Source organism: Aeromonas sp. ANP5 (genome assembly GCF_963870295.1).
Lineage (GTDB): Bacteria > Pseudomonadota > Gammaproteobacteria > Enterobacterales > Aeromonadaceae > Aeromonas > Aeromonas veronii.
In genome coordinates, this window is record NZ_CAWMRY010000018.1 from 15,817 (window position 1) to 36,550 (window position 20,734).

The 20,734-nt window shown below is 59.8% G+C and carries 16 protein-coding genes; 9 read left to right on the plus strand and 7 right to left on the minus strand.

Annotation, left to right across the window (positions count from 1 at the left end; genetic code table 11):
- Nucleotides 1-33: 33 nt before the first annotated feature.
- The 6 genes from AACT07_RS11685 to AACT07_RS11710 all read left to right on the plus strand — a co-directional run bounded on the left by AACT07_RS11685 (nucleotide 34) and on the right by AACT07_RS11710 (nucleotide 6,877).
- On the plus strand, nucleotides 34-1,455 hold the full coding sequence (locus tag AACT07_RS11685; protein WP_005350521.1) for a carbon starvation CstA family protein: 1,422 nt from the start codon (nucleotides 34-36) through the stop codon (nucleotides 1,453-1,455).
- Between the two features lie 222 nt (nucleotides 1,456-1,677).
- On the plus strand, nucleotides 1,678-2,016 hold the full coding sequence (locus AACT07_RS11690) for a DUF3302 domain-containing protein (protein WP_005337862.1): 339 nt from the start codon (nucleotides 1,678-1,680) through the stop codon (nucleotides 2,014-2,016).
- A 3-nt stretch (nucleotides 2,017-2,019) separates the two neighbouring features.
- Nucleotides 2,020-3,057: an HlyD family secretion protein gene (locus AACT07_RS11695; protein ID WP_069527862.1), complete on the plus strand. Its 1,038-nt coding sequence runs from the start codon at nucleotides 2,020-2,022 to the stop codon at nucleotides 3,055-3,057.
- Between the two features lie 114 nt (nucleotides 3,058-3,171).
- On the plus strand, nucleotides 3,172-4,932 hold the full coding sequence (locus AACT07_RS11700) for a DEAD/DEAH box helicase (RefSeq protein ID WP_069527947.1): 1,761 nt from the start codon (nucleotides 3,172-3,174) through the stop codon (nucleotides 4,930-4,932).
- Between the two features lie 113 nt (nucleotides 4,933-5,045).
- On the plus strand, nucleotides 5,046-6,485 hold the full coding sequence (dacB, locus tag AACT07_RS11705; protein WP_005350510.1) for a D-alanyl-D-alanine carboxypeptidase/D-alanyl-D-alanine endopeptidase: 1,440 nt from the start codon (nucleotides 5,046-5,048) through the stop codon (nucleotides 6,483-6,485).
- A 128-nt stretch (nucleotides 6,486-6,613) separates the two neighbouring features.
- Nucleotides 6,614-6,877: a GrxA family glutaredoxin gene (locus AACT07_RS11710; RefSeq protein WP_005337870.1), complete on the plus strand. Its 264-nt coding sequence runs from the start codon at nucleotides 6,614-6,616 to the stop codon at nucleotides 6,875-6,877.
- 106 nt (nucleotides 6,878-6,983) lie between these two features.
- On the opposite strand, the gene AACT07_RS11715 is transcribed toward AACT07_RS11710, so the two are convergent.
- A complete protein-coding gene (locus tag AACT07_RS11715; RefSeq protein WP_069527864.1) occupies nucleotides 6,984-7,829 on the minus strand; it encodes an endonuclease/exonuclease/phosphatase family protein in 846 nt (281 codons plus the stop codon).
- A gap of 107 nt (nucleotides 7,830-7,936) precedes the next feature.
- On the opposite strand from AACT07_RS11715, the gene AACT07_RS11720 reads away from it, so the two are divergent.
- Nucleotides 7,937-8,161, plus strand: coding sequence for a hypothetical protein (locus AACT07_RS11720; RefSeq protein ID WP_005337874.1), 225 nt, complete (start codon nucleotides 7,937-7,939; stop codon nucleotides 8,159-8,161).
- Here AACT07_RS11720 and yciA read toward each other — a convergent pair whose 3' ends face one another.
- From yciA to AACT07_RS11750, 6 genes are all read right to left on the minus strand, one after another.
- Nucleotides 8,162-8,566 (minus strand): acyl-CoA thioester hydrolase YciA, encoded by a 405-nt coding sequence (gene yciA / locus AACT07_RS11725; protein WP_005337875.1) that lies wholly within the window; start codon nucleotides 8,564-8,566, stop codon nucleotides 8,162-8,164.
- 59 nt (nucleotides 8,567-8,625) lie between these two features.
- Nucleotides 8,626-9,444 (minus strand): NAD-dependent epimerase/dehydratase family protein, encoded by an 819-nt coding sequence (locus tag AACT07_RS11730; protein WP_083249970.1) that lies wholly within the window; start codon nucleotides 9,442-9,444, stop codon nucleotides 8,626-8,628.
- 164 nt (nucleotides 9,445-9,608) lie between these two features.
- Nucleotides 9,609-10,469 (minus strand): DUF2971 domain-containing protein, encoded by an 861-nt coding sequence (locus AACT07_RS11735; protein ID WP_139123820.1) that lies wholly within the window; start codon nucleotides 10,467-10,469, stop codon nucleotides 9,609-9,611.
- A gap of 228 nt (nucleotides 10,470-10,697) precedes the next feature.
- Nucleotides 10,698-14,273: a pyruvate:ferredoxin (flavodoxin) oxidoreductase gene (gene nifJ / locus AACT07_RS11740; RefSeq protein ID WP_069527869.1), complete on the minus strand. Its 3,576-nt coding sequence runs from the start codon at nucleotides 14,271-14,273 to the stop codon at nucleotides 10,698-10,700.
- Nucleotides 14,270-15,916, minus strand: coding sequence for an NAD(P)-binding protein (locus AACT07_RS11745; RefSeq protein ID WP_069527871.1), 1,647 nt, complete (start codon nucleotides 15,914-15,916; stop codon nucleotides 14,270-14,272). The genes nifJ and AACT07_RS11745 overlap by 4 nt, the downstream gene beginning before the upstream one ends.
- Before the next feature lie 176 nt (nucleotides 15,917-16,092).
- Complete coding sequence (locus AACT07_RS11750) at nucleotides 16,093-16,845, minus strand: substrate-binding periplasmic protein (protein WP_069527873.1); 753 nt, start codon at nucleotides 16,843-16,845, stop codon at nucleotides 16,093-16,095.
- 77 nt (nucleotides 16,846-16,922) lie between these two features.
- Here AACT07_RS11750 and AACT07_RS11755 point away from each other — a divergent pair, with 77 nt between their 5' ends.
- Together AACT07_RS11755 and AACT07_RS11760 are read left to right on the plus strand one after the other, a co-directional pair.
- Complete coding sequence (locus tag AACT07_RS11755) at nucleotides 16,923-18,773, plus strand: MOSC N-terminal beta barrel domain-containing protein (protein WP_171902770.1); 1,851 nt, start codon at nucleotides 16,923-16,925, stop codon at nucleotides 18,771-18,773.
- Between the two features lie 222 nt (nucleotides 18,774-18,995).
- The gene (locus AACT07_RS11760) at nucleotides 18,996-20,708 is read left to right on the plus strand and encodes a methyl-accepting chemotaxis protein (RefSeq protein WP_069527875.1); all 1,713 of its coding nucleotides are present in this window, start codon (nucleotides 18,996-18,998) and stop codon (nucleotides 20,706-20,708) included.
- Nucleotides 20,709-20,734 lie beyond the last annotated feature (26 nt).

Sequence of the window (20,734 nt, forward strand, 5' to 3'; positions counted from 1 at the left end):
CACACTAAAAAATAACAATGCAGGAGCGTAGCAATGATCTGGTTCTTCCTCTGTGTCGGCTTACTTGTGGCCGGCTACTTCATATACGGCAAATTCATCGAACGGATATTCAGCCCGAAACCCGAGCTGAAAACCCCCGCCATCACCATGGCTGACGGGGTGGACTATGTCCCGATGTCGGACAAGAAAGTCTATCTGGTTCAACTGCTCAACATCGCAGGCGTTGGCCCTATCTTCGGCCCCATCCTGGGTGCCCTCTACGGCCCGGTCGCCATGCTCTGGATCGTCTTTGGCTGCATCTTCGCCGGTGCGGTACATGACTACTTCTCCGGCATGCTGTCGGTGCGCGCCAAGGGGGCCTCGGTGCCAACCGTGGTCGGTGAGCATCTGGGCACCGCCGCCAAGCACTTCATGAACCTGTTTGCCGTGGTGCTGCTGATGCTGGTGGGCGTGGTATTCGTGCTGAGCCCGGCAGGGCTGCTCGCCAACCTCACCTCCACCGATCTGGTCTACTGGATCGTGGCAATCTTTGCCTACTACATCCTCGCGACCATAGTCCCCATCGACAAGATCATCGGTCGCTTCTACCCCATCTTCGGCGCCCTGCTGGTCTTCATGTCGGTCGGCCTCATCGTTGGCCTGATCGCCTCCGGCAAAGGCTTCTACAACACCGGGATGGACTTCTCCAACCTGCACCCGACCGAACTGCCGCTCTGGCCGCTGCTCTTCATCACCATCGCCTGTGGCGCGGTATCAGGCTTCCACGCCACCCAGTCACCACTGATGGCGCGCTGCATGCAGAACGAAAAATCCGGCCGCTTCATCTTCTACGGCGCAATGATCGGTGAAGGGATCATCGCCCTTATCTGGTGCACCCTGGGTCTCTCCTTCTACGACAGCACCGAAGCGCTCAACGCTACCATGGCCAACGGCGGCCCGGCAGCCGTGGTACACGAAGTCTCCACCAGCCTGCTCGGCACAGTCGGCGGCATTCTGGCCATCCTCGGCGTGGTGATCCTGCCCATCACCTCCGGTGACACCGCGTTTCGCAGTGCTCGCCTGATCGTGGCGGACTTCCTGAAGATGACCCAGAAGCCGCTGGCCAAGCGTCTGCTGATCGCCATCCCCATGTTTATCCTTGGTTTTATCATCTCCAAGGCTGAATTCGGGGTGATCTGGCGCTACTTCGGCTGGGCCAACCAGACCACCGCCGTCATCATGCTGTGGGCTGCGGCTGCCTACCTAATCAAAGAGGGCAAGCTGCACTGGATCTGCACCATTCCCGCCATGTTCATGACTGCTGTGGTGATCACCTATCTGGCAAACGCACCCATCGGGTTCGGGCTGGAGATGGGGACCTCCACCATCATCGGCCTGACTGCAACGGCGGCCATTACCGTGGCCTTCCTGATGAAATTCCGCCAGCCGCTGGTCAGCAGTACCAGCGAAGGGTAAAAACAGCAAAAAATGCAGCGAAAGCAGCACAAAAAGGCGCCTGATGGCGCCTTTTTTAATGACAAAAAGACTAATAAGACAACTGTTGGACGGCTTCAGCTTCAATACAGCGAATAGCTTTAAGATTCCGGGCGAACTGACGATAAATGTGTGATTCTTAATTGCTTTAGTGCTTGTTGGAACCAATGATTAAGCTGTGCGTCATGCCAGTGGAGGTTATAAATGGCCCTTGATTATTTTGCCCTTGGTCTGCTCGTCTTTGTCGGGCTGGTCATTTTTTATGGAGTCATCGTTATCCACGATATTCCTTACGAGATTGCCAAACACCGGAATCACCCTCATCAGGATGCCATTCACGTGGCAGGCTGGGTCAGCCTGTTTACCCTGCATGTGCTGTGGCCCTTCCTCTGGATCTGGGCAACCATCTATCGCCCCGATCGGGGCTGGGGCTTTAGCCAGCGGCTGCAAAAAGATGAAGAGGAGCTGGCGGCCCTCAAGCAGGAGTTGGCGGATCTGAAGAGCCGTATCAACACTATCGAACAGAGTGAGCAACAGGGATAAACCATGGACCTGCTACTGATCCTGACCTACACGGCGCTGTGTGTCGCCATATTCAAAATCTTCCGCATCCCGCTCAACAAGTGGACCGTCCCCACCGCAGCACTGGGCGGCGTGCTGCTCATCGGCACCCTGATCATGCTGATGAACTACAACCACCCCTACTCCGAGATGGCGCGCAACTACTACGTCTCTACCCCCATAGTGCCGCTGGTCAAGGGCCGGGTGGTCGAGGTGCCGGTACAAGCCAACCAGCCGGTGAAAAAAGGCGACGTGCTGTTTCGCCTCGATGATGAGCCGTTCCGTCTGAAAGTGGATAGCCTCACCGCACGGGTCGAATCCAACCGCGAGCACCTCAAGTCCATCGAGGCAAGACTGCGCTCAGCCAGACTGGATCGAGATCGCGCCAGCGACCTGATGCGCCGTGGCGTGGGCAAGCAGCGCGACCTCGATGTCACCCAGGCCAACGTGGATGACATCGTGGCCCAGATTGACCAGCAGAAAGCCACCCTGAATGATCTGCAAGCCCAGCTGATGGAAGCCAAGTACCAGCAGTCACAAACCGTGGTCTATGCCCCGAGCGATGGTCATGTGGTGCAGTTGGCCTTGCGCCCCGGCATGATCGCCACCCCCTTCATGTATCGTCCGGTGATGACCTTCATCCACAAGGATGACACCGCCTACGTCGGCTGGTTCTGGCAGAACAGCATGCAGCGACTGGCGGTGGGCGATGAGGCCGAAGTGGTGATCGATGGCGTACCCGGCAAAATCTTCAAAGGCAAGGTGACCGCCGTGGTTCCGGCCATTGCCGCCGGTAACGTGCAGGCCAACGCCGGTCTGCTGGATCAGACCACGGCGGTGCGTCCGGGTCGCCTGCCGGTAGTCATCTCCATTACCGACCCCGAGTGGTCCAAGTATCAGATGATTGCCGGTGCCAGCGGGCAGGCCGCGGTCTACACCCAGTACTTCCACCATGTATCTGTGATGCGCAAAGTGCTGCTGCGCATGGCAAGCTGGATGAACTACATCTTCCCGTTCCATTGATCAGCAACCAAGCACCCTGCGGGCCGGCATCATGCCGGCCCGCTGTTTTTGTGGCAGCAAGCACCCTATAATGGCGCCACCCTGCGCCGTACCATGCCAAAACACCACGCCCCCATGTTCGTTCTCAGACCCTATCAGACCGACGCCGTCAACGCCGTGATCAGCCACTTTCGCAAACACCCGGATCCCGCCGTGGTAGTGCTGCCAACCGGTGCCGGCAAGAGTCTGGTGATCGCCGAGCTGGCCCGCAAGGCGCGCGGTCGGGTGCTGGTGCTGGCCCACGTCAAGGAGCTGGTGGAGCAGAACCACGGCAAGTACGAGGCGTGGGGGCTCAAGGCCGATATCTTCGCTGCCGGTCTGGATCGCAAGGAGGCAAGCGCCCAGGTGGTGTTCGGCTCGGTGCAGTCGGTAGCGCGCAATCTGGATGCCTTCGACAGCGCCTTCTCGCTGCTGATCATCGATGAGTGCCATCGGGTCTCGCTCGATGATGACAGCCAGTACCATCAGGTGTTAGGCCACCTTAAGGCCGCCAATCCGGCCCTCAAGATCCTCGGCCTCACCGCCACCCCCTATCGGCTGGGGCTGGGCTGGATCTACCGGCGCCACTACCACGGCATGGTCAAGAGCCACGGCGAACGGCTGTTCGGCGACTGCGTGTTCGAGCTGCCCCTGCGCTTTATGGTCAAAAACGGCTACCTGACCCCACCGCGCATGGTGGATGCCCCCATCGTTCACTACGACTTCAGCAAGCTGGTGCCGCGGGAGAATGGCCTCTTCAGCGAGGCGGACCTCAACGGCGAGCTCAAGCGCCAGCAGCGGGTCACCCCCCATATCCTGAGTCAGGTGCTGGAGTATGCCGCCGACCGGCAGGGGGTGATGATCTTCGCCGCCACCGTCGAACATGCCCGCGAAATTCACGCTCTGCTTGGCGCCAGAGGGGAGCAGGCGGCCCTTATCACCGGCGAGACGCCGGGGCCGGAGCGCGATGCCCTCATCAGCGCCTTCAAGGCGCGCGAGCTCAAGTTTCTGGTCAACGTGGCGGTGCTCACCACCGGCTTCGATGCCCCCCATGTCGATCTTATCGTGATGCTCAGACCCACCGAGTCGGTGTCGCTCTATCAGCAGATCGTCGGGCGGGGCCTGCGCCTATCACCCGGCAAGAGCGATTGTCTGGTGCTCGACTACGCCGGCAACAACTTCAACCTGTTCGCCCCCGAAGTGGGGGAACCCCGCCCCCACGCAGGTACCGAGCCGGTGCAGGTGCCCTGCCCCGCCTGCGGTTTTGCCAACACCTTCTGGGGCAAGACCGACGAGGATGGCAAGGTGATCGAGCACTACGGCCGCCGCTGTCAGGGGCTGTTCGAAGATGATGAGGGCAACCGTGAAGAGTGTGACTACCGCTTTCGCGCCAAGATCTGCCCCGGCTGCGGCGCGGAGAACGACATCGCCGCCCGCCGCTGCCAGAGCTGCGATCAGCTGCTGGTGGACCCTGACGACAAGCTCAAAGAGGCGCTCAATCTCAAAGATTGCATGGTGATCCGCTGTGCCGGGCTAACCCTCACAGAAGGGCGCGGCAAACAGGGGGAGCGGCTGGAGGTGACCTACCACGATGAGGATGGACTGATCCTCAGTGAATACTTCGGATTTCACTCCCCGGGCGCACGGCGCTTGTTTCAACAGCACTTTGTGCGTCATCATTGGCCCGCCCCGGGGCTGGAGCCCGAATTTGCCACCCTGGCGAGCGTGCTGGCCGTGCAAAGCCAGTTCCGTCATCCGGATTTTGTCATCGCCCGTAAATCGGGTCGCTTCTGGCAGATAAAAGAGAAAATTTTTGATTATGAGGGTCGCTATCGTACCGCCAACTCGATGACATGATGGCGACCGGCATACATGGCATGAATTGCATTACCCCCGTTGATCCCGCATCGGCGGGTTGAATTATCAGGGTCGGCACCACTGCCGGGCCCTTCGTCACGTTAGAGGATGTTATGCAGCGGCTGTTGATTGGTTTTTGTGCTCTCTTTTCTTCTCTGGCGGCTCATGCCGCCCCGCTGACACCCCCTCAGGGTGGCCAGTACGCCATCATGGTGCAGGGCAATAACGGCGTCGAGTTCGCCCGCCACGCCGATCAGATGATCGCCCCCGCCTCCACCATGAAGGTGCTCACCGCGCTGGCGGCCCGCCTCGAGCTGGGTGCCGACTTCCGCTTCGCCACCGATATTCAGGCCCAGCCCGGTGCCAAACAGGGTGACACCATCAACGGCGATATCTGGATCAACTTCGTCGGCGACCCCACCCTCTCCCGCATGGATCTGCTGGCCCTGTTCAAACAGCTCGGCGTCACCAGCATCAAGGGCAATGTCTACGTCAACACCGGCGCCTACAACGGCTACGAACGCGGCAACGGCTGGTCGTGGGGGGATCAGACCCTCTGCTTCGCCGCGCCCGTCTCCTCGGTCATCATCGACAAGAACTGCGCCTACGGCACCATCACTGCCACCCAGATTGGCAAACCGGCGGTGGGCAATGTAGCTACCGGCGTCCCCATCGGCATCGGTGCCGACAACGTGGAGGTGATGAGCTATGGCGACATGGCGCGCCAGTTCTGCGCACTGGAAGTGGACATGGCCAAGGGCAACTTCTACGAACTCAAGGGCTGCATTACTCCGAACAAGGAGCCGCAGGGACTGCGTTTCGCCATTCACGATGTGGAAGCCTGGGGTTGGGACAACATCCGCTGGGCGATGAACCGGGCTGGTATCAAGCATGATGGCCTGCTGCGGGTCACCCACAAGGCCCCTGAAGGGGCTGAGACCCTCGGCACCCACTACTCGGTCTCCCTGCCGGTAATGCTCGCCAAGATGCTGAAGAAATCGGACAACCTCTATGCCGATACCTTCCTCAAAACCGTGGGCCGTCACTACTACAACAAGCCGGGCAGCTATCGCAGCGGCACCATGGCGGTGCGCGCCATCCTGACCAAGAACGGCATCGATCTGGGCAACGCCACTCTGGCTGACGGCTCCGGTCTCTCCGCTCACAATCTCATCAGCGCCCGTCAGATGATGTCGGTGCTGAACTTCATCCAGAAAAATGATGCCGAACTTGGCCTGATCAAGCTGCTGCCAAGCTCCCAGGTGGATGGCACCCTGGCGTGGCGCCGCAGTGTCACCGCCCCCATGATGAAGAACAAGGTCCATGCCAAGACAGGTACCATCACCGGCACCTCCAATCTGGTGGGCTTTATCGATACGGCGGGCGGCCAGCGCAAGGCGTTCGTGATGTTCCAGCGTGGCCTGTCCCAAGATCCGGCCACCCATGAGCGCTACCGTGCCAGCAAGGCGCCGTGGCCCTGGACCGTATTCGAGAAGGGGGTGCTGGAGAGCATCTATCAGCAGCAGCCGATCCAGATCGCCGATGAGAGCTGAGCCAATAGGCCCACTCGAATCACGGTATCGATAATTTCGGCTTCAAGTCGCCACGAGGCAGGGCTATGCTGTTGCCTGCCTCATATCAACGGCCATACAAAAACGGCTTAAAAAAACGGAGAGAAAATATGTTTGCAGTGATTTTTGGTCGCCCGGGTTGCCCCTACTGTGTCCGTGCCGTACAGATCGCCGAGCAGCTGACCGAACAGCGCGATGACTTCAAATTCCGCTACGTGGATATCCATGCCGAAGGGATCACCAAAGAAGATCTGGCCAAGAGCGCCGGCAAGCCGGTCAATACCGTGCCGCAGATCTTCCTGGACGAGCAGCACATCGGTGGCTGCACCGATTTCGAAGCCTACGCCAAAGCGAATCTGGGTCTCTACCAGTAATGCCTGCGGGTCATCCCGAGTGGGTTGACCGCCAGAGCGTATAAAAAAATCCGGCGCCATCAGGCGCCGGATTTTTTTATGGGCAACACGCACACATCATCCCCGATCAGGGAGTCACAGACTGGGCGGCAAAGCGCGCAATGATGGGGTTGTGATCCGAACTGTCGGTCGCCGGTGAACTCACCTCAACCAGGTCCAGATTGCGGTAGTAGAGGTGATCCAGCGGGCGACCGAAGGCGGTGCGGCGCAGGTCAGGCACCGGCAAGGCCTCTTGCAGGCCCAGCTCGTCCACCAGTTTATTCAGCCAGAACTGGCGCTTGTCACTCCAGGTGTTGAAATCACCGGCCAGAATAACCGGCCCCTGATGACGGCGCACCAGCGCAGTCAGATCGTTGAGCTGCTCGCGGAAGGTGGCCATCCCCAGCTCGAAATTGACCGCATGGATATTAATGACCATCACGCCATCAGGATCGCCCTGCAGCGGATAGAGGCTCACCAGCCCGGATTTGGGGATGCGCAGCAAGGGCTCGGGGGAGCGCACGCCACAGACGAACGCCTGCGGGGTCTTGGCCACTGTCATCACCCCGAACGAGACGCCGCCCTGGGTGAAGGCTTGCAGCTGTTGCCACTGGAAATCACCGGCGCGCAGCCAGTCGAGCATATCGGGACGGGTGGCCGACTCTTGCAGCAGCACCAGATCCTGCCCCTTGGCATAACTGTCCATCCCTTCACGCCAGTTTTTGCGCTGGCCCTTGTAGAGATTCCACACCGTCACCCCGAATTCACGGGGCAGCGCCGTGGTCGCCAACGCTACCAGCGGCGGACGCTGGCAGTCGAGTCCCGGCACAATCCCTTGAGCTGTGACCAGATGGTTCTGATCCGGCACCTCAAAACAGCCTACCAACCCCAGGGTCAGCAGGGAGGTGCCAAGAATGCGATAACTATTTTTCATTGGCTAACAACCGCCCGCCTTTGCTTTTTGTTGCGACCATCACAAACGTCATCCACGCCGACTAAGCTGATAGTCCCTGTTCCACCCAACCAGAAGGACCTTGTCTCATGGCGAAAGAACTTCGGTACAACGTGACGTTTTATGATCAACAAGGAAATTGTCATCAAGTGGAGCTGGCCACCGTCTATCAGATAAGACGGGACCCTCAATGCGATCTCTGCCTGTTCGACACCCTGCAATATGTGGGCTCGGAAGAGATGCTGGAACGCATGATACGGCAAAAAACCGGGCTTGAGCAGGAAATATCCATCATCAATGCCCGGCTGATTTAATCAGGCACTCACCGGAACCGGACGGGATTTGCCCTGTTCGTCGATGGCGACATAGGTGAAGATCCCCTCGGTCACGCAGTAACGCTGGGCATCGTTTTCCCGCAGTACCGGCTTGACCCACACCTCCAGCTTGAGCTTCATGGAGCTGCGGCCGATCTTCATGCAGCGGCCGTAGCAGCAGACCACATCACCCACCTTGACCGGACTGTGAAAGGTCATACCTTCGACGGATACGGTACAAATACGTCCTTTTGCCAGCTCCTTGGCCATAATGCCCCCACCTATATCCATCTGGGACATGATCCAGCCACCAAAGATGTCGCCATTGGGGTTGGTATCGGCTGGCATTGCCAGGGTTCTCAGCAACAACTCCCCATCGGGGTGACGTTTTGTATCTACCATCATTACCGCCTCTCTCTCATGGATGGCGGCATGATAGGGGGCGATCACCCCCTTGGCAAACCTCAATTGCCCGAGGCGGCGAGCTCGGCAAACCAGTGGGCCGGATCGGGCCAGCGATAGTTGAATCCCATCTGCTGACAAATCAGCTGACCGTCGATGGGCTGGAATTCACCGGCAGGCTCGATAAAGACCGGCACAGGCAGCCCCTGCTGGCGCGCCGCAAAGGGGTAGAACTGCTCGCGGCGCGGATGCACCGGCGCGCTCAGGTTGAAAACATCCCCGTCCTTGCCCCGCTCCAGCAGCAAGATGCAGGCCGCCACCACATCGTCCAGATGGACCAGATTGACCGACTGGGCGCCGCCATCCAGCGTCTTGCCCGCGAGGAAACGGCCGGGATGGCGATCCGGGCCATAAAGGCCGGAGGGGCGCACTATCATCACCGTCTCGAAACCGGCTGCCAGCACCGCCTGTTCCGCCGCCAGCATCCGCTCGCCACGGGCATGGCGGGGTTGGGGTTCTTCCCCCTCCTGCTGCCCTGCGCCCCATACCGAGGTGGCGCTGACAAACAGCACTCGCCGGGTGCCGCTCGCTTTGGCCAACGCGCAGGCCTTTGCCACCGCCTGCGGATAGTCATCGGTCTTGCTGGGCGGTACGCAGATCACCAGCGATTCGCAGGGGATGGGCCACGCATCCGACATATGGGCAGAAATCGTCAGCGGATGGGCAGCGATCCCCTCCCCTTGCAGACGGGCCGCCTTCTCGGCGCTGCTGACCGTGACAGCAACCTGCTTGCCTGCCGCCAGCAGAGCCCGCGCCAGCGGCAGCCCCAGCCACCCCGCCCCCAGAATGCCAATCGTCCCGGCTATATATTGTTCTGTCATCATCCCTTCTCCTGCTTGACGCTATTTGCCCCGCAGCTTACCTGCCTTGGTAGGAAAAGTAAGCCTTGGCCTGCAGATATATAAATGCCGCCAAGGCGGCAGCATTTATAAAGCGATAAACTGTAGTGCCGATAACTAAATTAAAGCCATTACCTTAAACTCGCCTACCGTTGCATCTCATAATTTAATGCATCGAATAAATTATTAATAGGTTTACACTTAAGTGATGACTCTTCAACCTCAACATTCAAACCATATGTGTTACATAGTATCTCTACACACTTTTTAAACCATGAATCAGAGTTAGGAGAAACTACAATTTTATCTATTAATTCCTGGAGGGAGTGAAGTTTTATGTTTATTCCAGAAGTTTTATTTACCCCAACGTCATTCAAGTTAATTTCGGAATTGAATGCTACAATACGCAACTCTTTCTCAAAGCTAAATGGCAAGGCTTTTGATAGGAAAGGGTCAAGACAATCTTGACCGAACTGAGCCTTCGTGTGATCAATATAATTGACATTTTTAAGCTTTAAGTCAGAAAATGACTCATTAGAAATCATTTGCTGCTCTAGTTTCTCAATCGATGTAAAAATGCAGACTGAATTTTTCTCAGCACCATACAATTGCCACATGGCGCTACATTCAAAATGAGAATGATGCCAACAGCTTACATATATATACTCACGACACTTTGGAAAAATAGTTTGGATGTCATTTTTAAAGTACTCACCAAATGGAGTTATGAATTTTTTATTATTTAATTCCTGCATTGCCAAGTCATTGGCTCTGAGTCTGTCTTCCCACTGTGCAGGAGTCTCCCCGCATGGAGGCATAAATCTATTAACGGCTATATCAAAAGCAGGTGCGTCATTAGAATTTTTTAGATAATCACTTGCTGTCAACCCACCTTCAAGATGATCATCAAAAATCGACATTTTTGGCAAAAACAAGGTGCTATTTTGTAAAAGATATAGAAACTTAGATAAATTCATATATCGTTGAATAACGCTAACCGATCCCATTATGTCTCCACAGGCAATCAAATTAAAATTTTTAACTCTCCATAAGATACCTACGTAAAACATCCTATAGGTTCTATTTTTCATAGTCATTACAAATATATCAACTGACGATTATGAACACCACCTCAACAGCAGCTGTATTTTTTAGATATCGAGAATAGATGCCTGTAATAAGTTAATAAAAAGCGGGCCAATGGCCCGCTTGGTTATATTTTACTCACTCCATCCTCACACCGGCGGATGGAAATGGCTGGCCTCGCGGGTGGCCATCTCCTCGTAGGTGGCCCACTTCTGCCACGCCACTTTTTGCGCTACCTGCATCAGCCGCTCAGCCTCCTCCGGATGGCTCTGGGCCAGCACCCGATAACGGGTCTCCTCCTGCCGATATTCAGCAAGGGGGATGGAGGGGCGCAGGCTGTCGAGACTGAAGGGGTTCTGCCCCAAACTGCGCAATACCGGGTTGTAACGTATCAGCGGCCAGTGACCGGAGGCCACGGCCCGTTTTTGCTGGGTCAGGCCAAACTCCATATCGATGCCGTGGGCGATACAGTGGCTGTAGGCGATGATCAGCGACGGGCCCGGATAAGCCTCCGCCTCACGCAAGGCCTGCAGCGCCTGCTGCGGGTTGGCACCAAAGGCGATGCGGGCAACATAGACGTTGCCGTAGGAGATGGCCTGCAACGCCACATCCTTCTTGGCCAGCGTCTTGCCTCCCGCCGCGAACTTGGCGACGGCGCCGAGCGGGGTCGATTTCGACATCTGGCCGCCGGTGTTGGAGTAGACCTCGGTATCCATCACCAGCACGTTCACATCGCGGCCGGAGGCGAGCACATGATCGAGCCCCGCCGAACCGATGTCATAGGCCCAGCCATCGCCGCCGATGATCCAGACCGAACGGCGCACCAGCTGATCGATGAGTGACAGCAGCTCGCGGGCCTTGCCGGATTTCACCTCTTCCAGCCGCTCCCGCACTTGCGCGACCCGGGTGCGCTGGGCGCGGATCTCCGACTCCAGCCGCTGCGGGGCGTTGATAAGCGACTCGACCAGCGCCTCCCCCAGCTCCCCCTTCATCGCTTCAAGGGCCGCCACCGCCTGACCGTGATGCTGATCGGCGGTGAGACGAAAACCAAAGCCAAACTCGGCGTTGTCCTCGAACAGGGAGTTGGACCAGGCCGGCCCCTTCCCTTCCCCGTTCTTGGCCCACGGCGTGGTCGGCAGGTTGCCGCCGTAGATGGAGGAGCAACCGGTGGCGTTGGCCACCAGCATGCGATCGCCAAACAGCTGGGTCAGCAGCTTGAGGTACGGGGTCTCGCCGCAGCCGGCGCAGGCACCGGAGAACTCGAACAGGGGTTCGAGGAACTGGGCGCCGCGCACCGTGGAGAAATCCACCCGCTCGCGGGCAGGCCACGGCAGGCTCTCGAACCAGCGCAGTGCCTGTTTCTGGCCAGCCAGATGGGGGGCCTTGTCCATCATGGCGATAGCGCGATCGCCCTCGTGTTCCTCATCTGCTCCTGCCCGCACCGGACAGGCCTGCACGCATTGGCCGCAGCCGGTGCAATCCTCCGGATAGAGCTGCAAGGTGTAGCGGCTGTCGGGGAAGCCCTTGGCGGTGACGGGTACCGACTGCGCCGCCTCGGGGGCGGTCGCCAGCCAGTCCTGATGGTAGAACTTGGCCCGCAGCGCCGCGTGGGGGCAAACAAAGACGCAGTTGCCGCACTGGATGCAGATATCCGAATGCCAGATTGGGATCTCGCGGGCGATATCCCGCTTCTCGAAGCGGCTGGTGGCAGTGGGGTAAGTGCCATCCACCGGCAGCATGGAGACAGGGATCAGATCGCCACGCCCCGCCAGCATCTCGCCAGTGACCCGCTGGACAAACTCGCTGCCACCCGGTGCCAGCGGCAGCGGATAGTCGCTGACCTGCTCCTCACCGGCCGGGATGGCCACCTGATGCAGATGAGCCAGGGTGTCATCCACCGCCGCGAAGTTGCGCTCGACCACTTCGGGCCCCTTGCGGGCATAGCTCTTCTCGATGCTCTCCTTGATCAGCGCAATCGCCTCATCCCGCGGCAACACCCCGGCCAGGGCGAAGAAGCAGGTCTGCATAATGGTGTTGATGCGATTGCCCATGCCGTTTTGCTCGGCCACCCGATCCCCATCGATGCAGTAGAGCTGGATATTGAGGGCTCGGATACGGGCGCGCAGCCGCTCGGGTAGCTGGCCCCACACCTTGTCAGCCTCATAGGGGGCATTGAGCAACAGGGTTGCCCCTTCCGCAGCGTGCTCCAGCAGGTCTACCGACTCGACAAAGCCCCACTGGTGGCAGCCGATAAAGCTCGCCTGCTCGATAAGCCAGGGGGCGTCGATGGGCTCGGGGCCAAAGCGCAGGTGGGAGACAGTGCGCGAGCCCGACTTCTTGGAGTCGTAGACGAAGTAGCCCTGGGCGTGGAACCCCTCCAGCTCGCCGATGATCTTGATGCTGTTCTTGTTGGCACCGACTGTGCCGTCGGCACCGAGGCCAAAGAAGAGCGCCCGCACCCGGCTGGCTGGCTCCAGATCGCCGATGGGATGCCAGGCCAGACTGAGGCCCGACACATCATCGACGATCCCCACGGTAAAGCGGGGGCGTGGCGCATCGGATGCCAGCTCCTCGAACACAGCCGCGCACATGGCAGGGGTGAACTCTTTGGAAGAGAGGCCGTAGCGACCGCCACTGAGCCAGGGCAGCCGCTTGATAAGACCGCGCTGCAAGCCGTCGATCAGGGCGCTCTGCACATCCAGCAGCAGCGGCTCGCCACCGGCGCCCGGCTCCTTGGTGCGATCCAGCACCGCCATGCGCCGCACGCTCTGCGGCAGCGCATCGAGCAGCGCCTGTACCGGGAAGGGGCGATAGAGGCGAATGACCAGCACTCCGGTCTTGCGATCCTGCCGGTTGAGCCAATCCACTGTGGTGCGGGCGGTGGCCGCCCCCGAGCCCATCAGCACGATGACGTCGGTGGCATCGGGCGCGCCGTGATACTCCACCAGCCGATAGTGGCGGCCGGTCAGCTCGCCGAGATTGTCCATGCATTGCTGCACCCGCGCCGGTACCGCTTCGTAGAAGGGGTTGACGCTCTCGCGGGACTGGAAATAGGTATCCGGGTTCTGGGCGGTGCCGCGCATCACCGGATGATCCGGGTTGAGCGCCCGGGCACGGTGAGCCCGCACCCAGTCGTTGTCGATAAGGGCGCGAATTTCATCCCGATGCAGGGCGGTGATCTTGTTCACCTCGTGGGAGGTACGGAACCCGTCGAAGAAGTGGATAAAGGGCACCCGGCACTGCAGGGTGACGCTATGGGCGACCAAGGCCAGGTCCTGCGCCTCCTGCACCGAGCCGGAGGCGAGCATGGCAAAGCCGGTGCTGCGCGCCGCCATCACGTCCTGATGGTCGCCAAAGATCGACAGCCCCTGCGCCGCCAGCGAACGGGCCGCCACATGGAACACCGCCGAGGTCAGCTCACCGGCAATCTTGTACATGTTGGGCAGCATCAGCATCAGCCCCTGACTGGCGGTGAAGGTGGTGGCGAGCGCCCCCGCCTGCAGGGCGCCGTGTACCGTACCGGCCGCCCCTCCTTCACTCTGCATCTCTACCACTGTGGGGATGTTGCCCCACAGGTTGGTCTGTCCCTCCGCCGCCCAGGCATCGGCCAGTTCGGCCATGGTCGAGCTCGGGGTAATGGGGTAGATGGCACACACTTCACTCAGCTGGTACGCCACCCGGGCCGCGGCTTCGTTGCCGTCGACCATGATCAATTCATGTTTCATTGGGACTCCTCCGGTTGGCGCAGCTCGATGGCGTGACAAGGGCACTGGTCGTGGCAGGCACCGCAGCCGGTGCAGCGCTCGGCATCCACCTGATAGCCCTTGCCCGGCCCCAGCTTGGCGATGGCCTGCTCGGGGCAACTACCGTAGCAGCCGTCGCACTCGAAGCAGTTGCCGCAGGAGTAGCAGCGCGCCGCCTCGTAGCGAGCGGCCACCTCATCCAGCCCGCCGATGATCTCGCCAAAGTCATCACGCGCCCACGCCGGTTTGACCGGCTGGCTGCTGGCCGGGGCATGAGTCTGGAACCAGAGTTGCAACTGCTCTGGCCCCACCAGCGGGTAGGAGACCATCTTTTGGTAGTGGCGACCGCGCAGCCAGGCATCCATATGGCGCGCCGCCTTCTTGCCATGGCCGGTGGCAATGGTGACGGTGCGCTCGGAGGGCACCATGTCGCCGCCCGCAAACAGACCCGGCACATCCGTCATCAGGTTACCCGCTACCAGCACAACTCCCTCCTTGTTGACCCGCACGCCGGGGATGCTCTCCAGCACGCTCAAATCAACTTCCTGACCGAGCGCCAGGATCAGGGAGTCCGCTTCAAGGGTTTCAAACTTGCCGGTGGGCACCGGTTTACCCTCGGCATCCAGCGCCATCACCTCCACCTCGATATTGGTGTTGTCGAGCTGGCGGATGCTGCGCAGCCAGTTGATCTTGATCCCCTCCTCCTCGGCCTCGTCGGCTTCAAAGGCGTGAGCAGGCATATGGTCCCGATCGCGGCGGTAGATGATCATCGCCTCTTCTACACCGAGGCGACGGGCGGTACGGGCCGCATCCATGGCGGTGTTGCCACCCCCATAAATCGCCACCCGCCGTCCCAGTTTGGGTGGCGGTAAGCCCTGCTCTTCGGCCAGACTGGCCTGTTCAAGGAAACTCACCGCATCGAGGATCTTGCCCGCTTCCCGGGCCGGAATATCGACCCGCTTGGCCAGATGGGCGCCGATGGCCATAAAGACGGCATCAAAGCCCCCCTCGTCGCGCTCGCGCAGCACATCCTCCACCTTGTGGTTGAGGGTCAGGGTCACCCCGGCCGCCACGATGCGGGCCACCTCCCGATCCAGCACGTCGCGGGGCAGACGGTAAGCGGGAATACCGAAGCGCAGCATGCCGCCAGCAAGCGGCCCCGCTTCGCGGATCTCCACCTGATGGCCAAGCCGGTTGAGGTGCCAGGCACAGGAGAGGCCGGAGGGACCAGCGCCTATGACCAGCACCTTCTTGCCGCTGGCAGGGGCTGGTGGCGCAGACTGCCAACCACGGGCCAGCGCCTCGTCGCCGAGGAAGCGCTCGATGGCATGGATGGAGACGGATTCATCCACCTGACCGCGGTTGCAGGCGCTCTCGCAGGGGTGATAGCAGACCCGGCCATGAATGGCGGGCAAGGGGTTCTCTTCGATCAGGGTCTGCCAGGCAGCCTCAAAACGACCGGCCTGCGCCAAAGAGAGCCAGGCCTGGATATTTTCTCCGGCCGGGCAGGCGTGATTGCAGGGTGGCAGGGCCGGCCGCCAGACGGGTAGCCGGGTACGCACCGGGCCTGTTCCCGTTTTCAGGGAGAGATCCGGCAATGGGGTCATGTCCAGTTGTTTGCTCATACATTGCTTTCTTCTTTTTGTGTGACAGGCCCCACCCGATGGCGCTTGATACCGTGTAGCCGAAGCGGACGGTGGCCGGATGGGGAAGAAGCGAAAGCGTTAGAAACTGGGAACTGAGTCGATAATGGCCGCTTTTTTGTACTGATTAGCGAATCAGGATCAAAAAATGTTGCACTTTATGGTCCATAGAGACCAGAACGTGACTCAAGTAACATCTTCTCCAGCTGACCGCTGGCTTTCAGTTTGGCAAGCCCCCGATTGAAGGTTTTGATCAGCTCGTCAGCGTTGGCACGCTTGCGGCTGATCAACAGGTGACCTTCAACTTTCATCACGGGTTTTGAATGGGTTGCAAAGAGATCGACCGTGCTGGCCGGGTAGAACTGACGCAGGGAGTAGTAGCCAACATCTATGTTCTCCAGGGTCAGGTCGGCGCGGCCGGAGAGCAGCAGATCAAAGCTCTGGCGCAGCCGGGTGACGAACTGCACCTGCAGCGGCACCTGCGCGATGGCTGCAAAAAAATCTGCATTGTAGGTATAGCCACTGACCGCAGCCAACTTGCGATCCGCCAGATCCTGATAGCCGCGCCATTCCAGCGGATCGGACTTGAGATAGAACCAGACGTAGGTCTCGCTCAGGATGGGATCGCTGTAGAGATGGGTTTTGCGCCGCTCGCTCGACTCATACCAGTGGACTGTGCCATCCACCACTCCCTCCTCCGACAAGCGAAAGGCCCGCTTCCAGGGAAGAAACTGGAACTTGACGCTCACCCCTTCACTCTTGAACGCCTCGCTCACCACATGAGGGATAAGCCCCTGATATTTCAGCGTCTCGGAGCAGTAAGGGGGATACTCTCCCGTGGTCAGGGTCAGCTCCTGCGCCCAGAGCCCGTGGCAAAAAAGGCTCCCCGCCAGCAACCAGCTTATTTTCATCCCGATGCCCTCTTGTTCTGTTTTCCCAACTATAGACCGCCCCCTTGAAAGGATTGCCGGATCGTCGGGGAACCGTTATGTTCCCCTTTTTCCAGGCGATCGCGCCGCGTCACAAGGATATGAAGATGCCCAGGCTAGACAGCATTCACCTCTACCCCATCAAATCGACTGCAGGTATGCCGCTGGCTCGCGCCCGGGTGACCGAAGAGGGACTGGCAGGGGATCGCCGCTACATGGTGGTCAAACCGGACGGCACTTTTATCACCGCCCGTACCCATCCCCAGCTGCAACAGGTCGTGGCCACCCCCATCGAAGGGGGCTTGCAACTGCGCTATCCGGGCTTTGAACCCCTCACCCTGCAAGAGACCGACTTCAGCCGCACCCCGCAAGCTACCGGAGTCTGGAGCGACCGTTTCACCGCCCTGCACACCGACCCCAAAGCCGATGGGTGGCTGAGCCGGGTGGCAGGGGAAACGGTGCAGCTGCTCTGGTTGGGTGAAACCTCGGATCGCTTTCGTGAAAAGACCGGCACCCGGGTCAGCTTTGCAGACGGTTATCCGCTGCTGCTGATAAGCCAAGCCTCCCTTGAGGATCTCAATCTACGCTCCGATGCCCTGCACCAGATGAGCCAGTTCCGCACCAATCTGGTGGCAAGCAACACCCAGCCCTTCGAGGAGGACAGCTGGGTGCGCATCCGCATCGGCGAAGTGGAATTTAAAGTGGTCAAACCCTGCAGCCGCTGCATCATGACCACGGTGGAAGCGGGCACCGATCGTTTCAACGCCCTGAAAGAACCGCTGGCGACCCTCACCCGCTACCGCAGTGGCGAGGATGGCGAGGTCTACTGCGGCCAGAATCTGGTGGCGCTGAACGAAGGGTGGATTGAGGCGGGCAGCGAGATCGAGGTGCTGGAGACGACGCGACCACCTGTCTACCCCAACGCCGCACCGAAGAAGCGGGAGCTGGTCTGCGTGGCCCGCGAACCGCTGGCGCGGGATCTGGAGACCTTCTGGTTCGAAGCCGCCGATGGCGAGCCCCTGCCCGACTACCTGCCGGGCCAGCATCTGCCCATCAGCCTCGATATCAAAAACGAGCGGATCCAGCGGCGCTATACCCTGAGCTCTACGCCGGATCACCCGGAGCGTTACAGCATCAGCGTCAAAAAGGTGGAGGGTGGCCGCATCTCCCACTGGCTGCACCAGCAGTTGCAGGTGGGTGATCGGCTGCTGGCCGCCAACCCCGCTGGCGAGTTTCACTTAGGGTCCGAGCGCAACCTCCTGTTGCTCTCCGCAGGCTCCGGCGTCACCCCCATGCTGGCGATAGCCCGCACCCTGACCCTGCGCGGGGAGCTGGAAGAGGTTCACTTTATGCACCTGTGCCGCAGCGAAGCGGACATTCCCGCCGCCAGCGAACTGCACGCCATGGCGCAGCAGGGGATGACCCTCACCCTGATCCTGAGCCAGCCGGACAATCACTGGCAGGGGCTGCAAGGGCGACTCAATGATGAGCATCTGCAACTGATCAAAGGGCTGGCCGAAAAAGAGGTCTTTATCTGCGGCCCCCACGGCTTTATGGCCGATGCTGCCGCCAAAGTTGCGGCCCTCGGCGTACCGGCCGCACGGATCAAACAGGAGAGTTTTGGCGGCGCGATTCTCTCGGTGGCTCGCCCCCATCAGGCGGTGCAACTGCGTATCGGCGCCCAAGCCTTTACCGGCAACAATCAGGGCACTGTGCTGGATCAGGCCAACAAGCAAGGTGTAGAGCTGCCCTGGAGCTGCCGCGCCGGCATCTGCGGCAGTTGCAAACAGACGCTGGTCTCGGGCGAGGTGGATCACCCCGACGCCCCCGCCATCACCGCCGCCGAGCGGGCAGAGGGCAAGATCCTTGCCTGCTGCGCCGTGCCGCTCACCGACCTTGAAATCCTATGATCGGGTGATCGGGCCGCATTAACTCACGCCACCCCAGATGACCGGGGAATTGACCCCGGTCATCTTTATCCACACTTGTTCACCTGATCCGCCCTTAATTTGTCCCCACGGCCTTCATCAGTGAGTTTCCCTTCCTATACTCTCAGAGCAAAAAGCCTTGCCAGCCATTGACTTGGCGATGCTCCATACGACACTCAGCCATAGGGAAAGGACGCCCATACCATGGAACAGAACAAGCCCGCCTTTCAGCTCAACCTGCTGCTATCCGTCATCACCCTGATCCTGCTGTCACTGGTGTTTTTCGCCTACAGCTGGGCGGGTAAACAACTGGAAGAGAGTTATCGACAACAATATGTCTCCTACCTGCTGGCCGACGAACTGCGCCAATCCTCCGATGATCTGACCCGACTCGGGCGCACCTATGTCATCACCAAGGATCCAGCCTACGAGCAGCAGTACATGCGGATCCTGGCCATTCGCAACGGCGAACAGCCGAGACCGGATGGCTACAACCGTATCTACTGGGACTTTGTCGCCGCCAACGGCCAGAATCCCCGCCCCGACAGCAATGTTCGCCGTGGCCTGATCGACCTGATGAAGGATGCCGGTTTCACCGACGGTGAGCTCGCCAAACTGAACGAGGCCAAAAACAACTCGGATGCGCTGGTCAACACCGAGGTCGCCGCCTTCAAGCTGGTGCAGCAGACCGATGGCGATCCGGTTGCCAACCAGCAAAAAGCCATCGCCATGATGCATGACAAGGCCTATCACCAGAACAAGGGGCGCATCATGTCCCCCATCGATGACTTCTACGTGATGATGGAGCAGCGCAACCATGAGGCAGTCGAGAGCGCCATCGCCAATACCGATATGCTGCGCTATCTCTTTATCGCCCTCGGTCTGGTGTTGATGTTCTTCCTCTGGCGCACCTATCGCTCCCTGCTCGATCTGGTGGGCACCTCGGTCGAGCAGCTCAAGACCGATCTCCATATGATGGCGGAAGGGGACTTCTCGCGCCCCATCAAGGTGCCGCCAGGATCGAAAGAGAGCCTGATCGGCCTGCTCGGCGGTATGCAGACCACCCTCAAGGGGATCATCGCCAAGGTCTCCCACTCCACCGAGGAGTTGTCCCACTCTGCCGACAGCATCGCCCAGATCGCCGAGCAGACCGCCCAGTTTGCCACCGATCAGCAAACCAGCACCCAAACCATGGCCGCCGCCATCGAGGAGCTGGTAGTGAGCATCAGCCACCTCTCCGACAACGCCACCCATGCCGATGAGCTGAGCAAGGTCTCCGCCAATACCCTGGAGGAGGGTTCGGGGGTCATTAAAGAGACGCTTGGCAGCATCGAGAATATCTCCACCACTGTGGGGGATGCGGCCAGCACCATCTCCGAGCTCAACGGCCATACCCAGCAGATTTCGGAGATCATCGGGGTTATCCGCGGCATCGCCGATCAGACCAACCTGCTGGCCCTCAACGCGGCCATCGAGGCGGCGCGGGCCGGTGAACAGGGTCGCGGCTTTGCGGTGGTGGCCGACGAGGTGCGCAATCTGGCCAGCCGCTCGGCGGCCTCAACCCAGCAGATCACCGGGATGATCAGCAAGATCCAGAGCGGGGCCGATGCCTCCATCCGCAGCATGGAAAACACGGTCAACAACGTCTCTCGCGGGGTCACGTTGGCCAACCAGACCGGCGAGGCGATCGCCAGCATCCAGAGCCACGCCTCCAACCTCACCGGCCTGATGGGGGAAATCAGCCACACCCTGCGCGAGCAGTCCACCGCCGCCAACGAGGTGGTCTCTACCGTCGGCAACATCACCTCCCTCTCCGAGCAATCGGGGGATGCCGCCCGCCATGTGTCCCAAGAAGCGGCCAAGCTCAAGCAGCTGTCACGGGTGCTGCGCCAGGAGATGGGGCACTTCAAACTTTAAAAATGCTGCAAAGCAAAACGGCTGCC